This window comes from Hymenobacter cellulosivorans, assembly GCF_022919135.1.
GTDB classification, from domain to species: Bacteria; Bacteroidota; Bacteroidia; order Cytophagales; family Hymenobacteraceae; genus Hymenobacter; species Hymenobacter cellulosivorans.
The window spans coordinates 3,251,276-3,272,851 of record NZ_CP095049.1 but is presented as its reverse complement, the minus strand read 5'-3'; the positions used below and the strand labels follow the sequence as shown (position 1 = coordinate 3,272,851).

At 62.3% G+C, this 21,576-nt stretch carries 17 protein-coding genes; 13 read left to right on the top strand and 4 right to left on the bottom strand.

Annotated features, from left to right (window positions below; genetic code table 11):
* Window positions 1–27 precede the first annotated feature (27 nt).
* Window positions 28–2,859 (bottom strand): TonB-dependent receptor, encoded by a 2,832-nt coding sequence (locus MUN80_RS13870; RefSeq protein WP_244713798.1) that lies wholly within the window; start codon window positions 2,857–2,859, stop codon window positions 28–30.
* 288 nt (window positions 2,860–3,147) lie between these two features.
* Here MUN80_RS13870 and bioB point away from each other — a divergent pair, with 288 nt between their 5' ends.
* The 8 genes from bioB (at window position 3,148) to MUN80_RS13830 (ending at window position 11,388) form a co-directional block, all read left to right on the top strand.
* Entirely contained in the window at window positions 3,148–4,143 is a 996-nt protein-coding gene (gene bioB / locus MUN80_RS13865) for a biotin synthase BioB (RefSeq protein ID WP_244713795.1), read from the top strand.
* Window positions 4,144–4,363: 220 nt separating this feature from the next.
* The gene (locus tag MUN80_RS13860) at window positions 4,364–4,627 is read left to right on the top strand and encodes a hypothetical protein (RefSeq protein ID WP_244713792.1); all 264 of its coding nucleotides are present in this window, start codon (window positions 4,364–4,366) and stop codon (window positions 4,625–4,627) included.
* A gap of 18 nt (window positions 4,628–4,645) precedes the next feature.
* Window positions 4,646–5,800 carry an aminotransferase class I/II-fold pyridoxal phosphate-dependent enzyme gene (locus MUN80_RS13855; RefSeq protein WP_244713790.1) on the top strand — a complete coding sequence of 385 codons (1,155 nt, stop codon included), beginning with the start codon at window positions 4,646–4,648 and terminating at the stop codon, window positions 5,798–5,800.
* Between the two features lie 56 nt (window positions 5,801–5,856).
* The gene (gene bioD / locus MUN80_RS13850) at window positions 5,857–6,498 is read left to right on the top strand and encodes a dethiobiotin synthase (protein WP_244713787.1); all 642 of its coding nucleotides are present in this window, start codon (window positions 5,857–5,859) and stop codon (window positions 6,496–6,498) included.
* A gap of 216 nt (window positions 6,499–6,714) precedes the next feature.
* On the top strand, window positions 6,715–8,034 hold the full coding sequence (gene bioA / locus MUN80_RS13845) for an adenosylmethionine--8-amino-7-oxononanoate transaminase (RefSeq protein ID WP_244713785.1): 1,320 nt from the start codon (window positions 6,715–6,717) through the stop codon (window positions 8,032–8,034).
* Window positions 8,027–9,280, top strand: coding sequence for a beta-ketoacyl synthase N-terminal-like domain-containing protein (locus MUN80_RS13840; protein WP_244713783.1), 1,254 nt, complete (start codon window positions 8,027–8,029; stop codon window positions 9,278–9,280). Before bioA ends, MUN80_RS13840 begins: the two co-directional genes overlap by 8 nt.
* Window positions 9,281–9,381: 101 nt before the next feature.
* A complete protein-coding gene (locus MUN80_RS13835) occupies window positions 9,382–10,749 on the top strand; it encodes a M28 family metallopeptidase (RefSeq protein WP_244713781.1) in 1,368 nt (455 codons plus the stop codon).
* Window positions 10,750–10,773: 24 nt separating this feature from the next.
* Entirely contained in the window at window positions 10,774–11,388 is a 615-nt protein-coding gene (locus tag MUN80_RS13830; protein ID WP_244713779.1) for a hypothetical protein, read from the top strand.
* A 54-nt stretch (window positions 11,389–11,442) separates the two neighbouring features.
* On the opposite strand, the gene MUN80_RS13825 is transcribed toward MUN80_RS13830, so the two are convergent.
* A complete protein-coding gene (locus MUN80_RS13825) occupies window positions 11,443–12,081 on the bottom strand; it encodes a DUF4269 domain-containing protein (RefSeq protein ID WP_244713777.1) in 639 nt (212 codons plus the stop codon).
* A gap of 418 nt (window positions 12,082–12,499) precedes the next feature.
* On the opposite strand from MUN80_RS13825, the gene MUN80_RS13820 reads away from it, so the two are divergent.
* Together MUN80_RS13820 and lysA are read left to right on the top strand one after the other, a co-directional pair.
* Window positions 12,500–13,837, top strand: a complete 1,338-nt coding sequence (locus MUN80_RS13820) for an aspartate kinase (RefSeq protein WP_244713775.1) — start codon at window positions 12,500–12,502, stop codon at window positions 13,835–13,837.
* A gap of 65 nt (window positions 13,838–13,902) precedes the next feature.
* Window positions 13,903–15,048 carry a diaminopimelate decarboxylase gene (gene lysA / locus MUN80_RS13815; RefSeq protein ID WP_244713773.1) on the top strand — a complete coding sequence of 382 codons (1,146 nt, stop codon included), beginning with the start codon at window positions 13,903–13,905 and terminating at the stop codon, window positions 15,046–15,048.
* Between the two features lie 65 nt (window positions 15,049–15,113).
* On the opposite strand, the gene MUN80_RS13810 is transcribed toward lysA, so the two are convergent.
* Window positions 15,114–16,775, bottom strand: a complete 1,662-nt coding sequence (locus MUN80_RS13810) for a glycosyltransferase family 39 protein (protein WP_244713770.1) — start codon at window positions 16,773–16,775, stop codon at window positions 15,114–15,116.
* Window positions 16,776–16,899: 124 nt separating this feature from the next.
* Here MUN80_RS13810 and MUN80_RS13805 point away from each other — a divergent pair, with 124 nt between their 5' ends.
* From MUN80_RS13805 to MUN80_RS13795, 3 genes are all read left to right on the top strand, one after another.
* Window positions 16,900–18,402, top strand: a complete 1,503-nt coding sequence (locus MUN80_RS13805; protein WP_244713768.1) for an SDR family oxidoreductase — start codon at window positions 16,900–16,902, stop codon at window positions 18,400–18,402.
* Between the two features lie 209 nt (window positions 18,403–18,611).
* Entirely contained in the window at window positions 18,612–19,427 is an 816-nt protein-coding gene (locus MUN80_RS13800) for a hypothetical protein (protein WP_244713765.1), read from the top strand.
* A 41-nt stretch (window positions 19,428–19,468) separates the two neighbouring features.
* Window positions 19,469–21,346, top strand: a complete 1,878-nt coding sequence (locus MUN80_RS13795; protein WP_244713763.1) for a prolipoprotein diacylglyceryl transferase — start codon at window positions 19,469–19,471, stop codon at window positions 21,344–21,346.
* Here MUN80_RS13795 and MUN80_RS13790 read toward each other — a convergent pair.
* Window positions 21,343–21,573, bottom strand: a complete 231-nt coding sequence (locus MUN80_RS13790; protein WP_244713761.1) for a DUF2905 domain-containing protein — start codon at window positions 21,571–21,573, stop codon at window positions 21,343–21,345. The two genes, MUN80_RS13795 and MUN80_RS13790, sit on opposite strands and share 4 nt — an antisense overlap.
* Window positions 21,574–21,576 lie beyond the last annotated feature (3 nt).

The following is a 21,576-nucleotide window of genomic DNA, read 5'->3' as shown; positions in this document are numbered from 1 at the left end:
TTAAACGAGCAGCGGGTCGAGGGAGTCTTACTTCACGTTCACGAGCAGGCCCAGGTAGGCCAGGCGCCCAATCTGCGGACCGCCGATGATCTGGGTGTTATTCGTGTCGAAGAGGTTCGACACCCCGGCTTGCAGCGTAGTAGCCAGTTTGGGCAGGGTGTAGCCCAGGTAGGCATCGGTGGAGCTATAGGTGCGCACGAAGCCGCGGGCGAAGGGCAGTTCCTGGTCGTGGCCTTGTACCCAGCGGTAATTCACAGAGTAGCTCAGGTTGTGCAGCACGGTGCCGCCCACGTTGAGGTTGTACTTGTGCTTGGGCGTGTTGAAGTACGTGCGGAAATTGGCGGGCAGGTTGCTGCGGTCCAGCACGTTGAGCGAGTAGTTGCCGCCAATGTTCAGCCCTTTGTGCAGGTAGTAGGTGATGCCCAGCGTGGCCCCCTGCGTCCGGACTTCCTGGCTGTTGTTGTGCGCGGCAAAGATGATGCGGGTCGGTGAAGCGCTGGCGTCGGTGAAGTTGGAAGCCAGACCGGCATTTACCTGGGCCGAAGTAGGACGGGTGCCATCCACGTTGCCCAGGAAGGCCATGCCCCCGATAAAGTCGTTGTAGCGCGAGCGGAAGTAGCTGGCATCCACGTACACATTCGGGATAATAGCGCCTTTGTAGCCTACCTCATAAGTACTGACCTTTTCCAGCTTGAGCTTGTGCACACTCAACTCGTAGCCGGACAGCGAGGTGCCGGGGGTGTACGACTTACCGTTGGCATCAGTGAAGTTGTAGCCCTCGAAGCCGTTCAGGTTGCCCAGCAGGATAAAGGTCCGCACGTCGGAGTTCAGGTACTGGTCGGTTTGAGAAGGGCTACGGAAGGCCTGCCCGTACGAAGCGCGGAAGTTATGCTTCTTGTCTTCCCCGAAGGAATACACGGCCGAAGCGCGGGGCGAAAACGACGGGTCAAAGTTCTTGAACATATCGACGCGGGCCGCTAAAGCCAGCTTGAGGTGGTCCTGCAACAGCGTCTGGGTCAGCTGGGAATAGGCCCCGTACTCGTAGTTGCGGATGCGCTGCCCGTCGGTGTCCGAGAACAACTTGCCGCCCGAGCCCAGGCGGTATTCGCGGTATGCCCCGCCCACAATCAGGTCAGTACCGGCATCCGATATGCGGAAGCTACGCTGGGCGCTGATGTCGTTCAGAAACGAGTTGAAGTTCTGCTGGGCGCCGCGGCCCGGCTGGTCGTCGGCAATAATCTGGTTGCGCAGCTGCGTGAAGCGCGGGTCCGAGGACTTGAGCTGGATAGCATCCGCCGCGGCCTTGGCGGCAATCTGGGCATCCGCCACGCTGAGCTTATTCACCTCCCGCGCCTGGGTGTAGGCCTGGTTGAAGGTGTAGAAATACAACTGGCTATAGCGCGTGGTGCCTCCTTCCGTGGTCGGCGAATTCTGCAGCAGGCCGCTGAGCTGGGTAAGCTCGTAGCTGTTGCCGGTGAAGTCCTCGGTGGAATAGGCCCGGATAAAGCCCTTGGCGCTTTTCAGCTCGGCCCGGTACTGGTTCGTGCCCAGGCCCTTGATGCGGAAGCGGCTCTGGTTCTGATAGGTAGAAGTTCCTTCGCCACGCTTGGCTTCCAGGGTCAGCTTCAGGTCATCCTTAATCAGGTACGACAACGCGCCCTGTACCCGGTAGGACTTGGTTTTCTGGTCGGGGCCAATGAGTTCCTGCTCCGTGAAGCCGGGCATGTACACCGTCTTGCCGTAGAGTTCAGAGTTAACCTTGTAGGCCGGCGTGGTGCCGGTGGCTGGCCGGTTCTGGAAAGGCGAATACAGGTTGCTCAGCTCGCCGTAGCTGCTGACGGCATCGTAGCCCAGGGGGGAGTCGGCCGCGTTGGTCGAGAAGCTGGCCGCCGCGCGGTTGTCGGCAATCCAGTCGTTGGCCTGGAAGGCACTGGCGTTGAGCTTCAGGGCCCACTTGTCGCCCAGCTTGTGGGCGTAGCGCACTTGCCCGTCGAGCAGGCGGCGCTGCCCGCCGCGCAGGCGCACGCTCAGCCCCTCGTAGACAAACGGGTCCTTGCTGTTGAACAAGACCACCCCGCTCAAGGCATTGGCCCCGTACAACGCCGAGGCCGGGCCGTGGATGAGCTCGATGCTTTCCATGTCCAGCTCGGGTATACCCACCAGGTTGCCCGGGCTCAGGTTCAGGCTCGGCAGGGCCGTGTCCATGTAGTCCACCAGCTGGATGACACGTTCACTCTTGGCCGTGTTGAAGCCGCGGGTGCTGACGCTGGTAAACAGCATCGAGGCCGAGTTCACGTCTACTCCGGGCAGCTGCCCCAGCCCGGCCAGCACCTCCGGCGTGCTGAGCCGCTCAATCTGCCGGCTCGTAACCTTGTCGATGGTCACGGGGGCGCGCAGGATGTTTTCTTCCACTCGCGAGGCCGATACTACGGTTTCATTCAGCAGCAGCGTGGCGCTGGGCGCCATTACGACGCTCAGCAGGTTGTCGCCCTTGGCGAGCTTAATCAGCTGGCTTTCGTAGCCTACGTAGGCCACCAGCAGCTCCACCGGGCCGTTGTCGAAGGTAGCGTTCAGGCTAAACTTGCCGAGCTGGTCGGTGCTGGTGCCAATGAAGGTGCCCTTGATAAAGATGGTGGCGCCGGGCAGCGGTTCGCCGGTGTTGGTGAGCACCACGCCCCCCACGGTAGCTTCGGCCGGGTCGGGTGCGTTGGTGAGGGGTTTGGGAGCGGCGGACTTGCGCTTGGCCGTCGCTTTGGTAGTTGCAGGGCGGTGCGGCGTTTCGCCCCCGGTTGGGGTGGCCGTAGCGGGTGTGGCGGGCAGCAGGGCGGCCGCCAGCAGAACGGGATAAATTTGTTGCATTCGGTGAGGAGAACTGTAGATCAGAAAGATCAAACCTACTGCCGGAGCGGGCCCCGGAAGGCAGCCATTGGACGAAGGGCGCGGTTTTACTGGCTGAACAGTAGTCTTCCCTAGCTGAACGGAAATCAGCGGGCGGGCAAAACGGCGGGATTTTGCGGCGCTGGGCCCGTCGCGGCGCGGATAATCGGCTTCTCGCGTAACTTGCGGCCCCAAGCGCCACTTTTCACCGGCTTACCACTGCCCATTCGGGCCCGCCTTTCTCTCCCCATCCAACCGAACTTTCCCGCCATGCTCCGTACCGACTGGACCCTCGACGAAGTAAAAGCTATTTATTATCAACCCGTTCTGGAACTTGTGACCCAGGCCGCAGCGGTACACCAGCAGCACCAGGCCACCGGCGAAGTGCAGGTCTGCACCCTGCTCAGCGTCAAGACCGGCGGCTGCCCTGAAGACTGCGCCTACTGCCCTCAGGCGGCCCGCTACCACACCGGCGTGCAAGCTCACAAACTGCTGCCCGACGCCGAGGTACTAGCCGCTGCCCAGCGCGCCAAGAATTCGGGCTCGACCCGCTTCTGCATGGGCGCCGCCTGGCGCGAAATCCGCGACAATCGTGACTTCGACCGGGTGCTAGGCATGGTGGAGCAGGTAAACGAGCTGGGCCTGGAGGTGTGCTGCACCCTAGGCATGCTCAATGAGTACCAGGCCGAGCGCCTCAAGCAGGCCGGCCTCTACGCCTACAATCACAACCTGGATACCAGCGCCGAGCACTACTCCGAAATCATTACGACCCGCACCTACGACGACCGGCTCAACACCCTGGAGCACGTGCGCAAAGCCGGCATTTCGGTGTGCTCCGGCGGCATCATTGGCCTGGGCGAAACCGACGAGGACCGAATTGCCATGCTCCACACCCTGGCTACGCTGCCCGCTCACCCCGAAAGCGTGCCGGTGAATGCCCTGGTGCCGGTGGAAGGCACGCCCCTGGCCGAGCAGCCCCGCGTGAGCGTGTGGGAAATGCTGCGCATGATTGCCACAGCCCGCATCCTGATGCCCGGCACGATGGTGCGCCTTTCGGCCGGCCGCCAGGAAATGCCGGTGAGCGAGCAGGCCCTGTGCTTTTTGGCCGGTGCCAACTCCATCTTCTCGGGTGAAAAGCTGCTGACCACGCCCAACCCCGACTTCGACGCCGACCGCCAGATGTTCGACCTGCTGGGCCTCAAGCCCCGCAAAGCCTTCAAGGATGTGCCCGAAGGGGCTACCGTGCTGGGCAAGCAGCTGGCGTAATCATTGGACCATCATTTTGACTAGCGGGAGACATCTCGCGTGCAGTAGTAATCAGGTTACTCTGCCAACGTCAGCACGCAGGATGTCTCCCGCTAGTCGAAATGATGGTCTGTTTTAATACAACGAAGCAATAAAGAACCTTCGGCTGCACCGACGCTATACCGAAGCCAGTCATTTCGCCTCGACGCACTGTCGCCTTTTTACTTCAGCCCTTTCCCCAATGAACATCCAATTCGACCTAAACCTTGACCATGCCTACGCCGAAGCCCTGCGGGAGCAGCATGGCTCCATCAAGGCCCAGGACCTGATTACCGAGCTGGAAGACCAGATTGGATCGGCCGTAAACCTGGTGGTGCAACGCCACGGGGTGCTGCCCGCCGTGGGCGACCGGGTTGAGGTCGACTTTGAGTGGGTCGTCATTACGGGCCGCACTTTTGGGCAGGACGGCACGGTATGGCTGTCAGCCGACCGGTTTTCAGTTTAGCATCAAGGTTTCCCATTGATGGCTGCTTCTGCTTCGCCCCTGCTCACGCGCCTGGCCCAGCATCTGGCCCAGCGGGCGGCTGAAGGCACTCGGCGGCAGCTCACGGTAGCCCCGCCCGGCCGCGTCGACTTTAGCTCCAACGACTACCTGGGTCTGGCCCGTTCCGGCGCCTTGCACGCGGCCCTGCGCCAGATGCTGGCGAACGAAAGCCGACTGGCCGGCAGTACCGGCAGCCGCCTGCTCACCGGCAACTCGGCCGCTACGGAGGCGCTGGAAATCCAGTTGGCCCGCTTCCACCGGGCCGAGGCGGCGTTGCTGTTCAACTCGGGCTACTCGGCCAACCTGGGCTTTTTCCAGGCCGTGCCCCAGCGCGGCGACACGATTCTCTACGACTCGGCCAGTCACGCCTCGGTCAAGGACGGTATCCGGAGCAGCTTTGCCAGCAGCTACAGCTTCCGCCACAACGACCTGGCCGACCTGGAAAAGCGCCTGAACCGCGCCACGGGCGAAGTTTTCGTAGCTGTAGAAGCTCTGTACTCCATGGACGGCGACCAGGCCCCGCTGCCGGAGCTGGCAGCTTTCTGCACGGCGCGCAGCTTGCATTTGGTCGTCGATGAGGCGCATACCAACGGAATCTACGGGCCCAACGGGGAAGGCTTAGTGGCGGAGTTGGGCCTCGAAAACCAGGTTTTTGCCCGCATTGTCACTTTTGGCAAAGCCCTGGGCAGCCAGGGGGCGGCGGTGGTGGGCCCCGAGGTGCTGCGCGACTTTCTGCTCAATACCAGCCGGCCCTTCATGTTTACCACGGCCCTGGCTCCGTTGTCCATTGCCACGCTGCAAGCCGCCTACGACCTGCTCCCAACCCTGCAGGCTGAGCGGCAACAGCTGTTTCACTTATCCAACCTGCTCAAAGCCAAGCTGGACGCCGTGCCCGGCGTGCGCGTCGGGGCCCACAGCCACGTCATTCACCCCCTTTTTCTCTCCGAAGCCGGCCCCGAGCGGGTGCGAGCCGTAGCCGTGGCCGTGCAGCAGGCGGGCTTCGATTTACGGCCCATCGTGGCGCCCACCGTACCCAGCGGCACTGAGCGGCTGCGCCTGATTTTGCACAGCTACAACACTGAGGCCGAGTTGGATGCCCTGGCGCAGTGCCTGATGCAGGTAGGGCCGAGCTGAAGATTATGGCTTCCGGGCCTAAACAAGCGGCCCGTCAGCCGGTATTTCCTGATTGTATGAGTTCTTTTCCTACCCTATCCCAGCGGCTGTTTGTCACCGGTATTGGCACCGATGTGGGCAAAACCGTAGCGGCGGCCATTCTCACCGAAGCCCTGCAGGCCGACTACTGGAAACCCGTGCAGGCCGGCCTCGAACCGACTACCGACACGGCCACGGTCCGCAGCCTGGTGCGTAACCCCAACTCGGTTTTCCACCCCGAAACCTACCGGTTGCACCTGCCCGCCTCGCCCCACGCGGCGGCGGCGGCCGAGCAGGTAACGATTCGGGCAGCGGCCTTCCAGCTGCCGCGTACCGATAATCACCTGGTCGTGGAAGGAGCCGGCGGTCTGCTCGTGCCCCTGGCTTCCGGCCTGCTGCTGGTTGATGTAATTCAGCAGCTCGGCTTGGAGGTCGTCGTCGTGTCGCGCAACTACCTGGGCAGCATTAACCACACCCTGCTCACCCTGGAAGCCCTGCGGCAGCGCGGCATCCGGGTGCGCGGTCTGCTCTTCAACGGGGAGCCCACCCCAGCCACCGAGGACTTTATTGCCCAGCACACCGGCGTGCCCGTTATGCCCCGTCTGCGAACCGAAAGCGTGGTTTCAGCCGAAACGGTCAGTCGCTACGCCGCCGAATTCCGCCAGTGGTTTGGCCTCTAGTTTCCTTGCGCGGCCATTCCGCGCAGCAAGCGGCATCAACCCGTCCTGGGCGCAGCACGACCCATTCTGACCCCACAAAGCCCTTTTCGCCAGTAGTAACAGGGCTTGTCACCAAAGAGAGCAACGCACATTTCAGCGGACGGATTGCTTTGCGCTGCGCCTCGTAAGGCCAGCCAATTAGTGCATTACCCACCTTAGCACATCAGCCCATCAAATATGAGTCTAGCCGAACGAGACCACGCCGTGCTCTGGCACCCTTACACCCAGATGCAGACCGCGCCCCTGCCCATTCCGATTGTGCAGGGCGAAGCCAGCTGGCTGATAGCCGAAGACGGTACCCGCTACCTCGACGGTATTTCTTCCTGGTGGGTCAACCTGCACGGGCATGCGCATCCGCACATTGCGGCCCGCGTGGGCGAGCAGCTCCGCACCCTGGAGCACGTGCTGTTTGCTGGCTTCACCCACCCTGCGGCCGTCGAGCTGGCCGAGCAGCTGCTGACCCTACTGCCCACCAACCAGGCCCGGGTATTCTACTCCGACAATGGCTCGACGGCCGTGGAAGTGGCCCTGAAAATGGTGCTGCAATACTTCCACAACCTGGGCCAGCCCGAGCGCCGCACCTTTCTCTGCTTCCAGAACTCCTACCACGGCGACACCTTTGGGGCCATGGCCGTGAGCAGCCGCGGGGCCTTCACTCAGCCCTTTTGGCCCCTGCTCTTCGATGTTGAATTCCTCGACGTGCCCGTGCCCGGCCACGAAGCCAAAACCCTGGCCCAGCTCGACGCCCTGCTGCAGCGCCCCGACGTGGCCGGCTTCATCTTCGAGCCCCTGGTGCTGGGCACGGCTGGCATGGTGATGTATGAGCCCGAAATCCTGAGCGAAATGCTGCGCCGCTGCCACCAGCATGGCATATTGGCTATTTCGGATGAAGTCATGACGGGCTTTGGGCGCACCGGGCCGCTGTTTGCCTCCGAGCTGCTCAGCGAGCAGCCCGACATCATGTGCTTTTCCAAGGGCCTCACCGGGGGCACCCTGGCCATGGGCCTGACGACGTGCTCGGCGCCCATTTACGAGGCATTCCTGAGCCAGGACAAGATGCGCGCCCTCTTCCACGGCCATTCTTACACCGCCAACCCCGTAGCCTGCGCCGCCGCTCTGGCTAGTTTGGAGCTGACCCGGGCCGAGCTCTGCACCGAGCAGCGCCAGCGCATTGCCCGGGCCCACGCCGCTTTTTGCCACGAAATCGAGGGCCAGCCGGGTATTCGGGCGGTGCGGCACCGGGGCACCATTCTGGCCGTGGAGTACGACCCGGGCGAGGGTACGAGCTACTTCAGCCGCCTGCGCGACGCCTTCTACCAGCTGGCCCTCGACCACCACGTCGTGCTACGCCCCCTGGGCAACGTGGTCTACCTGCTGCCGCCCTACTGCACCACCGACGCCGAGCTGGAGTTGCTCTACACCGTGCTGCGTCGGATGCGCGAGCTGGTCCTCGACTTTACGCCTGCTCCCAATCTGCCCGAAATCCTACATGACTAGCGCCCCTTCCGATTCCCTGATTATCATTCGCGGTCGGGGCCGGGTGTCGGCTCTGGGCACGGCTCTACCCAACCCCGAGCCGCTGGAATCACCGTTCCAAACCCGGGAGCTGCAAGACCGCCTAGTGGCCGTGGGCAGTGTGCCACCCGCCGTGGAGGATGCCCTGCAGCACCTACGCCGCCACGACGCTCCCTACCGCCAGCTCGACCGCACCGTGCTGCTGGCCCTGCTGGCTGCCCGCCAAGCCACGGCCGAAGCTGGCTGGCTACCGCAGCCCGGCAGCCCGGCTTCTTCCCTGACAGCTGACAACCAACCACCAGCACCTACCCTCTCGGTCAGCATCGGGTCCTCCCGCGGGGCCACGGGCCGCCTGGAGCAGTTTCACGAGGAATTTCTGAGCGGGGGTGCCGTGGCCGCTGCTGCTTCACCCCTCACTACGCTGGGCAACGTCGCCAGTTGGGTAGCCTACGACGCGGGCACGACCAGCGGCGGCGCCCTAAGCCATTCCAGCACCTGCAGCAGCGCCTTTCAGGCCCTGGGCAACGCCGTAGCCTGGCTGCGGGCCGGTATGGCCGAGCGGTTTCTGGCCGGCGGCACCGAGGCTCCTCTCACCGACTTTACCCTGGCTCAGATGCAGGCCCTGGGCATTTATTCCCCCTTCGCCGCCGCCGAGTTTCCCTGCCGGCCCGGTGCCGGCCGCCCATCCACCTTCGTGCTGGGCGAGGGCGCAGCGGTATTTGCGCTGGAAAAAATCTGCCGGTCCGCTCTGGCTGCGGAACGGGCTGGTCAACCCCATGCGCCCGTTTTCTGTCTGGAAGGCGTGGGCTTTGGCTTCGAAGCCATTGGCAGCAAAACCGGGCTTTCCCCCGACGGTCAGCACTTCCAAACTGCCATGCGCGAGGCCCTGCGCCAAGCCAACGTAGCGGCCGAAACGGTAGACGCCGTGGTGTTGCACAGCCCCGGCACTCCCGCCGGCGACGCGGCCGAGCGGCAAGCCTTGCGGGCCGTATTCGGCCAGAATCTTCCTGACCTGGTATCCAACAAGTGGTGCCTTGGGCATACACTGGGTGCCTCGGCGGCCCTTAGCCTGGACTTTGCCTGCCACATTCTCACTACCCAGGTCTGGCCGGCCCCGTCCTTCGCCACCGACCTCACACCGACCCCTTCCCGGCCCATCCGGCGGGTGCTGATTAATGCGGCGGGCTTCGGAGGCAACGCGGCCAGCGCCTTGGTGTCTGTGGTGTAAGTTTTCGGCTCCCGGCCGTTTTTAAGCACCAGGGCCGTACTTTTCGTACTGAATTTCCACCGCGGCTATTTCGCCCTGTTCTGCTTTTGCCTTTCCGCTCCATGAATCTACGTTTCGCGCTCTTGCTGGCCGCCAGCCTTACTCCTGCCTTCGTTTCTGCCCAAACCAGTTCTGCGCCGACGCCGGCGCCCGACCCAGCCATCAAGCAGATGGTGGAAGCCATTTCGGCTAAAAACCTGGAAGAAGACATCCGTAAGATGGTTTCCTTCGGCACCCGCCACACCCTGAGCGACACCAAAAGCAAGAAGCGCGGCATCGGGGCGGCCCGCAACTGGGTTGAAAGTGAGTTTCGCAAGTACAGCAAGGCCAGCGGAGGCCGCCTCAAAGTGGAGCAGGATACCTTCCTGGTGAAGCCCGACGGCCGCCGCATCGACAAGCCCGTCATCATGGCCAATGTCATGGCCACCCTGCCCGGCACCGACCCCACCGATACTCGTGTGTTCATCGTCAGCGGCCACCTCGACTCCCGCGTGACGGACGTCATGAACGCCACGGCCGACGCGCCCGGCGCCAACGACGACGCCTCAGGCGTGGCCCTGGTTATGGAAATGGCCCGCGTCATGTCGCAGAAGCAGTTTCCCTGCACTCTAATTTTCGTGGCCGTGCAGGGCGAAGAGCAGGGCCTTTACGGCTCGACCCACTTGGCCAAGCGGGCCAAAAAGGAAAACTGGAACCTGGTGGGCATGCTCAACAACGACATCGTAGGCAACTCGAAAGGCTACGACCCGGAGATTTCCGACAACAAGCACATCCGCATCTTCAGCGAAGGAGTGCCCGCCACCGAAACCAGCGACGAGGCCAAGCTGCGCCGCACCCTGAGCAGTGAAAACGACGCGCCGAGCCGGCAGCTGGCCCGCTACAGCAAAACCGCCTGCGAGCAGTACGTGCCCGACTTTGGCGTGCTGCTGGAGTACCGCCCCGACCGTTTCCTACGTGGCGGCGACCATACGCCCTTCAACCAGCAGGGCTTTGCAGCGGTGCGCTACACGGAGGTCAACGAGAACTTCAACCACCAGCATCAGGATTTGCGCACAGAAAACGGCATCCAGTACGGCGACCTGCCCGAGTTTGTCGATTACGAGTACCTGCGCAAAAACACCGGCGTCAACTTGGCTACCATGGCCAGCCTAGCCCTGGCTCCCAGTGCCCCCGAAAATGTGGGCGTGCTCACGGCCAAGCTCACCAACCGTACCGAGCTGAAGTGGGACGCGCCCAAGGTGGGTGAAAAGCCGGCTGGCTACGTGGTATTGATGCGCGAAACTTCCTCGCCAGTGTGGCAGCAGCGCTTCCCCGTCACGACTACCACCGCCGACTTGCCCCACAGCAAGGACAACTACATTTTCGGAGTTGTGGCCGTAGATGCCGAAGGCCACGAGAGCCTACCGGTGATTCCCAAGCCCGTGCGGTAAGGACAAGCTGGGTTGAGCAATTTCATGAGCAAGATTCTTTCTTTGCTGGTACTCACCGCAGTTTTCAGCTGCAACGGCCCTACCCAGCCGCCGGAAACCGCGGCCCCGGCGGCTACCCCGCCGCGCGCCGCCGCCGCTGACACGGCCACCGGGCCGGTTCGAACGGCCCGGCGCTACGTGAGCTGGTACGCGGCCCACTACAAGGATTTGTCCAACGGCTTTATTCTGAATGACGACGGGCAAGACAGCACCAAGTTCTACACCGTCGACTTCCCGGATACCGAGGACTGGCTGCGCCGGGTGCAGAGCAGCGGCACTGTGTCGGCAGTATACCTGGCGGGGTGGCGCACCTATTTCCGCCGCTACGACGACACCTTGCGCCTGCACCCGCAAAACGACGGCCCACCCGCCGGCTTCGACTACGACTTTCTGATGCTTTCCCAGGAGCCCGACACCAAGGTAGCCGACCTGCAGGTCGGCACCTTCACCATGACCCGGCGGCAGGGCTCCTACGCCCACGTGCAGGCCCGCGGACCCAAGCACGAAACCTGGCAGGAAGGCCTGGACTTCGACCTGACGCAGCAAGCCGACGGGCGCTGGCTGATTGATAAAGTTGCCGTGCCTGACCCTGCTCTGTAACCCTTGCAAAAGCCCGGACGCATCCTGCATTCGGGCTTTTTTGTGAGTTTTTGGTTACTCGTTCGGTAGTAAAGAGCAACGCATCAGCCGTTCCCGCAAGGCTGCTGCCGACCAGCTTTCTACCTCCAGCAGGGCTTCGTACGGATTGCCAGTTAGCCCTAACAGCTGGGCAAAGGCCGGCTCCGTCTTTATTCCCTGCTGCTTTAGCTGCTTTACCGCCACCCGCCACGCCTCGCCACCAGCCGCCAAAATGGCGTGCTCAATCACCAGGTGCCGCACCGCATTTTGCCGCGCCGTGGGCAGATTCTGGCCAAACACTTCCACCGCCACCCCCGCCGCCCGGAAGCCGCAGACAATGGACTCCTGGCCGCCTACCAGATGCTGACGCAAGGCATACTCCGGCAGCCGGCCGTAGTGCTGCTCCAGCAGGGCGCGGAACTGCCCCTGCGCTTCGGGCCTGACTTCACAGATAATATCCAAGTCACTATCCGGCAGATCAATAGCCAACGGCACCGTACCGGCCAGCACCGGGTCGAATTCGTTCAGCACCGACCAGATACCTAGTTCCTGCAGCACGACGTAAGCACGTTGCTGGCGGCTGTTACCGGCCAGTAGGTACTGCGGATTTTTCCAATCGGGCGTCGAACCAAGCAGCATGTAGGGAGTTCCGGCACCGGGTTTAGGTTGGGCCAAAGTGCGGTTAAAACAAAGCTAGCAGCGAAATGAGAAATTGACTTGCAAGCTCGGTAAAGAAATTTTGCGGCCCGAATGCTGGTAATTTCCAATTCCTGCCCGTACTTGCAGCCGCAAACTCCCGCCCCTGGCACGTTGCCGGGGCTTCCTTTCGCACATGCAGACGTCTGGTTTCGGTTTTTCTTCGACATTTTCGGTGGCTTCGGCTGGCCGTACCGTCGTGACCAAACCCTTGGCCGCTAATTTCATGATGCTGAAGAAATGCTTCAAACGGCCCTCGACCTGACCGTCGCACTTCTTCATGCTCCTTCCCCATAAGCATCAAGCGCCGGTCCTCCCCAGACCGGCGCTTTTTGTTGGTGGTTTTGTTCCAGCCTCTCCGCCCCGTTCATTTTTTGGTTAACCCCATTTTTCACTGATGAAAGTTTTAAAGTTTGGCGGCACTTCCGTCGGTTCGGCCGAGCGCATGCGCGCTTTGCCCGCACTCATTCAGGGCTCCGAGCCCCGCATCGTGGTTTTGTCGGCCATGTCCGGCACGACCAATGCTCTGGTCAACATTGCCAAGCTGCTGTATGAGGGCGAAACCACGGCGGCCACGTACCAGACCGAGATTCTGCGCCAGCACTACCTGATTGTGGCCCGGGAGCTGCTCACCGAGCCGGAAGTAGCCGCCGAGGCCATCACCCACCTCGACTCGGCTTTCAAAACCATCTTCAATCTGACCCGTCACCCGCTGTCGGCCTCCGGCGAGCGGGTGATTCTGGCCCAGGGCGAGCTGCTGAGCACCTTGCTGTTTCACCGCTACTACACCCGCATGCTGGGCGAAGAGGCGGTGCTATTGCCCGCGCTGGACTTCATGCGCCTCGACAAAAACGACGAGCCCGACGCTGATTTTATCGAAGCCCACCTGGCCCAAACCCTGGCCCCGCACGCCGGCCAGCAGCTCTTTATCACCCAGGGCTACATCTGCCGCAACGCCAACGGCGATATCGACAACCTCAAGCGCGGGGGCTCCGACTATTCCGCTTCGCTGATTGGGGCCGCCGCCCACGCCGAGGAAATCCAGATCTGGACCGACATCGACGGGCTGCACAACAACGACCCGCGGGTGGTGGAAGGCACCTACCCGATTCGGGAACTGTCGTTTGATGAGGCCGCCGAGCTGGCGTATTTCGGGGCCAAGATTCTGCACCCTAGCTCCATTTTGCCCGCCGCCAAGCACGGCATTCCGGTGCGCCTGCTCAACACGATGCAGCCCGAAGCGCCCGGCACGCTGATTTCGACCCGCACCGGCGACGAGGCCATCAAGGCGGTAGCGGCCAAGGACGGGCTGGTAGCCATCAAGATTAAATCGAGTCGGATGCTGCTGGCCCACGGCTTTTTGCGCAGCGTGTTCGAGGTTTTCGAACGGTACCGCACGCCTATCGACATGATTACCACTTCGGAAGTAGCGGTGTCCTTAACCATCGACGACTCCACTCACCTGGCCGAAATCCTAGAGGAGCTGCGCAGCTTTGGCACCGTAGAAGTGGATGAGCAGCAGACTATTGTGTGCCTGGTCGGCAACCTGATTCAGGAAAACAACGGCTCAGCCTGGCTGGTATTCAACGCCCTGAAGGACATTCCGCTGCGCATGATTTCCTACGGCGGCTCGCCCAACAACATCAGCATCCTGATTCACACCAGCAACAAGCAGCGGGCCTTGCAGGCGCTGAACGAGGGTCTGTTTCAGCAGCAACGCGCCGTGGCGCAGTAGTTTTTCACGCAGGGCCCGGCCGTGAAAAATCACCGGCTCCGCAGTGGCTTTTTAATATCTGATACATGAGTTTTGCCCTTCCGGCCGATGCCGCTTCCCGGTCGACGCCTTTTTACCTTTACGACCTGGCCTTGCTAGACCGTACCCTGACGGCCGTGCAGCAGGCCGCCCGCCCGCGCGCCATTCACGTGCATTACGCCCTGAAAGCCAATGCCAACGCCCCGATTCTGGAGCGGATCCGGCAGCACGGCCTGGGCGCCGACTGCGTGAGCGGCCCCGAAGTGCAGCGCGCCCTGGACACTGGCTTTGCGCCCCAGGATATTGTGTTCGCCGGCGTAGGCAAGTCGGATGCGGAAATAAACCTGGCTTTGGCCGCCGACATCTGGTGCTTCAATGCCGAGTCGGTGGAGGAGCTGGCCGTGCTCAACGAGCTGGCCGGTGCTCAGGGCCAGCGGGCCCGGGTGGCGCTGCGCATCAACCCCAACGTGGATGCCCACACCCACCACTACATTACCACCGGCCTGGAAGCTAACAAGTTCGGTATTGGCCTCAACGACCTGGGCGGCGTTATCGACCAGTTCGGCAGCCTGCCCAACCTGGAATTGGTGGGCTTGCACGCTCACATTGGCTCTCAGATTACCAACCTGAGCGTGTTTGGGGAGTTGAGCCGCAAGCTTAATGAGCTGCAAACCTGGCTCGAAGGCCGCGGCCACTACCTGCCCCACCTCAACGTGGGCGGCGGCCTGGGCATCGACTACCACAACCCCGACACCCAGGCTATTCCCGACTTTGAGGCCTACTTCCGCATGTTTGAGCAGCACCTTGTGCGGCGGCCGGGTCAGCAGGTACACGTGGAGCTGGGCCGCTCCATCGTGGCCCAGTGCGGGGCGCTGGTAAGCAAGGTGCTGTACGTCAAGCGCAGCCAGCAAACCAACTTTGCCATTCTCGACGCGGGCATGACCGAGCTGATCCGGCCGGCCCTCTACGGCAGCTACCACCAGATTCAGAACGTGAGCAGCCAGGGTTCCAAGCAGCTCTACGACGTGGTGGGGCCGATCTGCGAGTCGTCGGATACCTTCGGGCGGGAAGTAGCCATGCCCGAAACCCAGCGCGGCGACCTGGTCGTGATTCGCTCGGCCGGGGCGTATGGCGAGGTCATGGCCTCGAACTACAACCTGCGCGAAAAAGCCGCCGCAGTGTACGTGGGATAAGCTTTTCTTTGCAAATAAAAACGTCATGTCTCCCGCTGGTCGACATGACGTTTTTATTTGCCCTACTACCAGCTCCGGTAATAAATCGTCCAGGGGCCGAAGTGCTCCTGTTGGGGAAAGTAGGGCAGCATCCAGGCCCGGTAATCTTCCAGCTCACCGCGCACGACCAGCACCGGATTTTCCCGCAGTAGCCGCCGCACGTACACCTGCCGGCTGGAATCATTGGCGTTAACGAGCACCTGTTGCCAGCTGGAATCGGCTTCAAACTGCGTTTCCCGCTTCAAGTCGTCGTTGTCGTGGACCAGGGTGATGGGCATGCGGTTGAGCTCAAAAGCCAGGGAAGGAAGCATTTCGTCGTAAACCAGCACCGGGCGCTGGTCGAGTCGATGGGCGCGCAGCCACTCGGCCAAGGGCCGCATACTGCCGCCAGCCAGCTGGTTTTGGTGCAGAATAGGCTTGGCCGTGAGCAGCAGCGTGAGGGCAAAAATAACGGTGAGGGCCAGCAGCCGGGGAGCGACCCGCACCTGGGTCCAGAGCACCTGTTGCAGCACCAGGGCCACGATGCCGGCCGCGGGCCACAGGGATGTCAGCGGGCTGATTTCGGCGGCAATGCCCAACGGCCCGGCCAGGGCAGGCAAGAGGCAAAGTCCGGCCATCAGCAAGGCCAGCACGGCGCTCATCACCACGTACCAGCGGTAAAGCACGGCGTCGGTGAGCTGACCCAGGTAGTATACCGTGAGCAAGGCCAGACCAGGGAAAATAGGCAGCAGGTAGAGCAGCAGCTTGGATTTGGCCAAAGAGAAAAATACCAGCGGCACTACCACCCAGAAAAGCAGCACGTTGCGCCACTGCTGCGGCAGGGCGGCCCAGCGCGTCCGGATGCCCTGCACCAGCAAGGCAACCACCCACGGCAGACTCCCCACGGGCACCAGGGCCAGGTAAAACCACCACGGCTTAGCCCGCTTGAAGGCGTCGGCGTTGGCAAACCGCTCAGCCGTTTGCTTCCACAGGAAATAGTCGAGAAACGCCTTGTTTTCGGCCACCAGGTACACGTACCAGCTCAGGCCGATGCCCAGCAGCAGCCCCAGGCCCAGCAGATGGTGAATCGTGAAGGGCCGCCGGGGCTGGGATTGGCGGAAATAATGACCGGCCACCACCATCAGCGGCAGCACCGCCCCTACCGGGCCCTTGGTCAGAAAAGCCAACCCCAGACTCACCCAAAACAAGTAAAACCACCGCCAACCGCCCCCGTGCAGGTAGCGCAAGATGCCGTAAGCCGCCGCCAGCTCCCAAAGCATCAGGTAGGCGTCGGTGGTAACGTTGAGGGCCGAAATCAGCACCACTGGGAAAGTGCCATAGAGAATGGCGGCGGCCAGGGCGTGGCGCGCATCGCCGCGGAACAGCAGCTTGCCCAGCCCAAACACCAGCACTACCTGAGCCAGCACGGCCAGCACGGCCGGAACCCGGACCCCGATGGGCGTGGGACCAAAGGCGGCAATGCCGGCCGCCGTCAGCCAGTACGTCACCGGGGGCTTGTGAAAATGCTGGATCCCGAGCAGGCGCGGGTGCAGCCAGTCACCGGAGGCCAGCATTTCCCGACTGATTTCGGCGTAGCGGGCCTCACTGCTTTCTACCACGCCCCAGCTACTTAGCCCCACCAGCAGCCCCGCACCTAGCGCCAGAACAAACAACCAAAGCCAGGTACGGGAGGAAAGCAAAGCGGACATAACGCGGCACAGAAGAAAAGCAGGAATTACAAAGGTAGCCGGAAAGGCCGGGGCCGCTAGCGTTAACTAAAGCTGACGGCCGGGGTTGTAGTAGCGTATTCCCGCTCCCTCTTAGCCCCGCCCTATGAAAATCCTGCTCACTGGTGCCAACGGCTACATCGGCCGCCGCCTGTTGCCCTTGCTGGTAGAAGCCGGCCACGACGTGGTATGCCTGGTGCGCGACCCACGCCGCTTCGAGCTGCCCGAGTGGCTGCGGGCCAAGGTCCAGGTGGCGTCCGGCGACCTGCTGCAGCCCGAAAGTCTGCGTGAGTTGCCCCGCGACATCGACGCAGCTTACTACCTGGTACACTCCATGAGCGGGCACGACCATGACTTTTTCCGGGCCGAGCAGCTTTCTGCCCAGCATTTCACCGACTACCTCGACCAGACCACGGCCCGGCAGGTAATTTACCTCAGCGGCATTGCCAACGACCGGAATTTGTCGGCCCACCTTCGCTCCCGCAAGGCCGTGGAGAAAAACCTGCGAAAGGCCCAGCACGCCGCCGTGACGGTGCTGCGGGCCAGCATTATCATCGGCTCGGGCTCGGCTTCGTTCGAGATTATCCGGGATTTGGTTGAGAAGCTGCCGGTGATGATTACCCCGCGTTGGCTTAACTCGCGCTGCCAGCCCATCGGTGTCCGCGACGTGATGCACTACCTCACGGCCGTACTCGACCACCCCGACTGCCTGGATGAAACCTTCGACATCGGCGGGCCCGACGTGCTGACCTACAAGCAGATGCTGCTGGGCCTGGCCGCCGAGCGGGGCTACCGGCGCTACATCGTCACGGTGCCGGTACTCACGCCGCGGCTTTCGTCGTGGTGGCTGTTTCTGGTGACGCGCACCACGTTTTCTTTGGCCCAGAGCCTGGTAGAAAGCCTGCGCAACGACACGATTGTCTCGCTTAAACGCAGCATCACGCAGGTACTGCCGCACCAGTGCATGAGCTACCGGGCGGCCCTGGCGCTGGCCTTTAGCCGCATCGAGCAGAACGAGGTAATCAGCAGCTGGAGCGACGCGGTGAGCAGCGGCGTTGTCGAGAAAAACTACATGGACTTCGTCCAGATTCCGCAGCACGGCATGCTCACCGACCGCCAAACGCTGCGCTTTACCCGTGCCCCGGAGGAAGTACTGCAGAACGTCTGGAGCATCGGCGGGCAGCGGGGCTGGTACAAGGTCGACTGGCTCTGGCGCATCCGGGGGCTGATGGACAAGGCCGTGGGCGGCGTGGGCTTGCGCCGGGGCCGCCGCTCCCCGACGCGTCTGCGCCCCGGCGACCCGCTCGACTTCTGGCGGGTGCTGGTGGCCGACCGCGCCGGGCGCCGCCTCTTGCTGTACGCCGAAATGAAGCTACCCGGCGAGGCCTGGCTGCAGTTCCGCATCCTCGACAACCCCGACGGCTCGCACACGCTCGAACAGCTGGCCGCTTTTCGTCCCGAAGGGCTGGCGGGCCGCCTGTACTGGTATTCGCTGGTGCCCTTTCACTTCGTGATTTTCAAAGGCATGATTGAGAACATCGTGCAGTATGGCAGCGCAGCTGCTCCGGGCCCAGCGCAGCCGGAGGAATTACCGGCGGCCAGGGGTTGATATCAGAGCACTTTGTGCGAATTTTTCCTGGGCTCAAAAGTCAAAATCACGCATTATAATTATTTTAAAAACAGGTACTTATCACCAAAAAAACTTAATTACTATAGTCTATTATTTCCTAAAGTTCGGTAGGCTTGGGGCCGGTGACCCTCTATGTTAGCAGCAGTAAGCAGCGTTGCTTGCTACCATCTACCTACTATCGACTGATTATGCATCGTTTATCCCAACTTTCCTGGGGCTTGCTAACGGCCTTGCTACTTACCGGCGCGGCCCAGGCTGCTACGCCTGACTCGGTGCGTACAGCTCCCGCGCGCCAGCCTACCACGACCCTTATTATAGGCGGCTTAGCGGGTACCTCCCGGCAGTACTACGATTTTTCTTCTTACGCCCGTCCCTCGGTAGACCAGCCGGGCACGTACCGGCAGCGCTACCAAATGGCAGCGGTTGGCGTGGCCCGCACCTGGCCGATTCTGAAGCACAGTGTGCTCACGCTGGAACTACAGGCCGCCGTGGGCAACACCCGGTTTTCGGAAGCTACCATTGAGGCCACTACCTCCCCGCTTTACGCTTTCAGCCCCTATCTGGAAATCAGCCAACCCCGCTACTTCCGCTTCGGGCTGGGTGCCGATTTGGGCAACGTCGGCTACGATTTTGTGTACCGCCCCATGGATTTAGGCCGCACGCGCCCGAAAGTATTGCTGGAAGCGGGAAGCCTGTCCCGGCTTTATCTCCACCTTAGCTACGGCCACAATATGCTCGGCTTGGGCAATGGTACCGGCATTCTGGGGCTGGGCTCAGGCTTCGGCAATGAGCGGCAGCGGCTGGTGCTGGGCGCCGCTATGGTCAACAGTGAAGTCAATGCGGGCCTGCTGACCCGCACTACCTCTTCCTTTATTCCGGTGGTGCAGGCCCAGGTGTGGGTTGGTCCCAACTGGCTGCTGGAGCCCCACCTGGCCAGCAACTTTGAGAATGTGCACCAGCTTCGGCTTCAGGCCCGCTACCGCCTGCCCGACCGCACCCGCTAAGCGCCTGGTCGCTGCTTCTTTCGCCTTTGGCTTTCCTACTTATGCCCTCTGATTTACTCTCGACTATCCTGCTGCCGTCACCGCTGGCGCACGATTATTACTCGTTGTTTTATTTGCTGGGCTTCGCCGTGGCGGGGGCACTGCTGGTCTGGGAAGGCTGGCGGCGCCAGTATCCGCTGCGGCCCTGGCTGCTGGTAGTAGCCGGCTCTTCGCTGCTGCTGATTGTGGGCACCAAGCTCATTACCCTTTCCGGCCCCGACTGGCAGCATCTCTGGCAGCATGGGCTGAGCCAGAGCCAGGGGCAACGCTCGGTGCTGGGCGGCTTGGTGGGCGCTACGCTGGCCCTGGCTGGGCTGCGGCGCTGGCTCGGGTTTGGCCGCGGTATCTTCGATGCCTTTGCCCTGCCTTTTATCATCGGGCTGGCCGTGCAGGGCGTGGGCTGCCTGCTTACGGGCTGCTGCTTCGGCACGGCTGCCCCCGAGCACCTGCCGTGGGCTGTGGCCTACGCGCCCGGTACCCTGGCCTTCCTGCTGCAGGTCGACCAGGGCCTGCTGCCCGCGGGGGCCGCGCATTCACTGGCCCTGCACCCGGCGCAGCTTTACCAACTGCTGCTGTGCCTGGGTATTGCCGGGGTACTCTTCGGCACGCGGCACCGGCCGTGGCCGGCGGGGGTGCGCTTTCTGCTGATGCTGGGTTTGTACGCCGCCGGCCGGTTTGGCCTGGAATTCTGGCGGGCCCCGCTCGGCGACGTTGTGGGGGCCGGCAGCTGGCACGGTTTGAAGCCTGTGCAACTGGCCTTGCTGCTGGCGGCCGGGGCGCTGCTGGGGTACTGCGCCTGGGTCGTACACCGGCCACGGGCTGCTACAATGCCTACGGAAGTGGTGCCGGCCAGCCAGCCGGCCCGTACCCTGGCCGGCGCGGTAGCACTGCTAACCCTCACGGCCGCTCTGGGCCCGCAGTGGCTGGCTTTGCCCGAACAGCTGGTAGTAAAAGCGTTGCTCTTACCGGTAGTAGTACTCGAACTGGGCTTGTTGCTGCTGCCTTCCCTCACTGGCCGGGCTCAGCTCACGCTGCGGGCCGGACTAGCGGCCCTGTTCATGCTACTGACCAGCCAGGTCCCCGCCCCACCCGATTCTGCCGGCGCCACGCCCCGGCAAGCCTACACCACCATAAGCGTCGGCGGCACGGTGGGCAGCTCTACGCAGTTTTACGAGTCGCCTGACTATGGCTGCTCCGGCACCACTTACCCGGTTAGCAAGTACCGGCAACGCTACACTGTCGGTTCCCTGGGCGTGGCCCGCACTCTGCCCGTGAGACGCAACGGTACGCTCACGCTGGGCCTGAATGCCAGCTTCGGCCGTAGTCAGTTTCAGCCTTTGCAGGACACCATTGTGCTTGTTAATGGGCGTGGCGACTTCAACACCCGGCCTTTCGAACAAGGTCACGCCCGCCTGTATGCTTTTAGTCCTTACGTGGAGCTGGCACACCCGCGCTACCTACGCCTGGGACTGGGAATGCACCTGGGCGACGTGGCCTATGACCAGGTGTACAAACCAGGTAAACTAATCCGGAGCCGGGGACAATTTGTATTCGAAATCGGGAAGTTTTCGGTTTTATACTTCCATTCCAGCCTCAACTACGGTCTTCTGGGCTTGGGCGATGGAACCAGTACCGTCGGCATTGGCTCCGGGTTTGGGCAGAAAAACTTCCGGCTGGCGGGCGGCTGGGCTCTAATCAATAGCCAATGGAGTGGGCTCGACAATGCCCATCCCGAGTCGAAAACGACATTAGGCTTTATCCACTCTTCAATGCTGCTGCACCAACGGTGGGAAATTGAGCCCGTCTTCGTCACCAACCTGGCCGACGTGTATCGCTTTTCGCTCCAAACCCGCTACCGCCTGCCCAGCCGGGCCCGCTAGCTGCCCAGACGTCGCACCAACCACATGAGCAGGCTGAGCAGCAGGCTTAGAAGCAACATGGATATCAGCGGGGCGTAAAACCGAAAGCCGGGCCGCTCGACGCGGATGTCGCCGGGCAAACGGCCAAACCAGCTGAACAAACTGCCGCCGCCCAGCCACACCACGGCACCCAGCACAATCAGGGCCAGGCCAGCCAACACCAGAATTTTACCGAAAGAAGGAGGCATAAC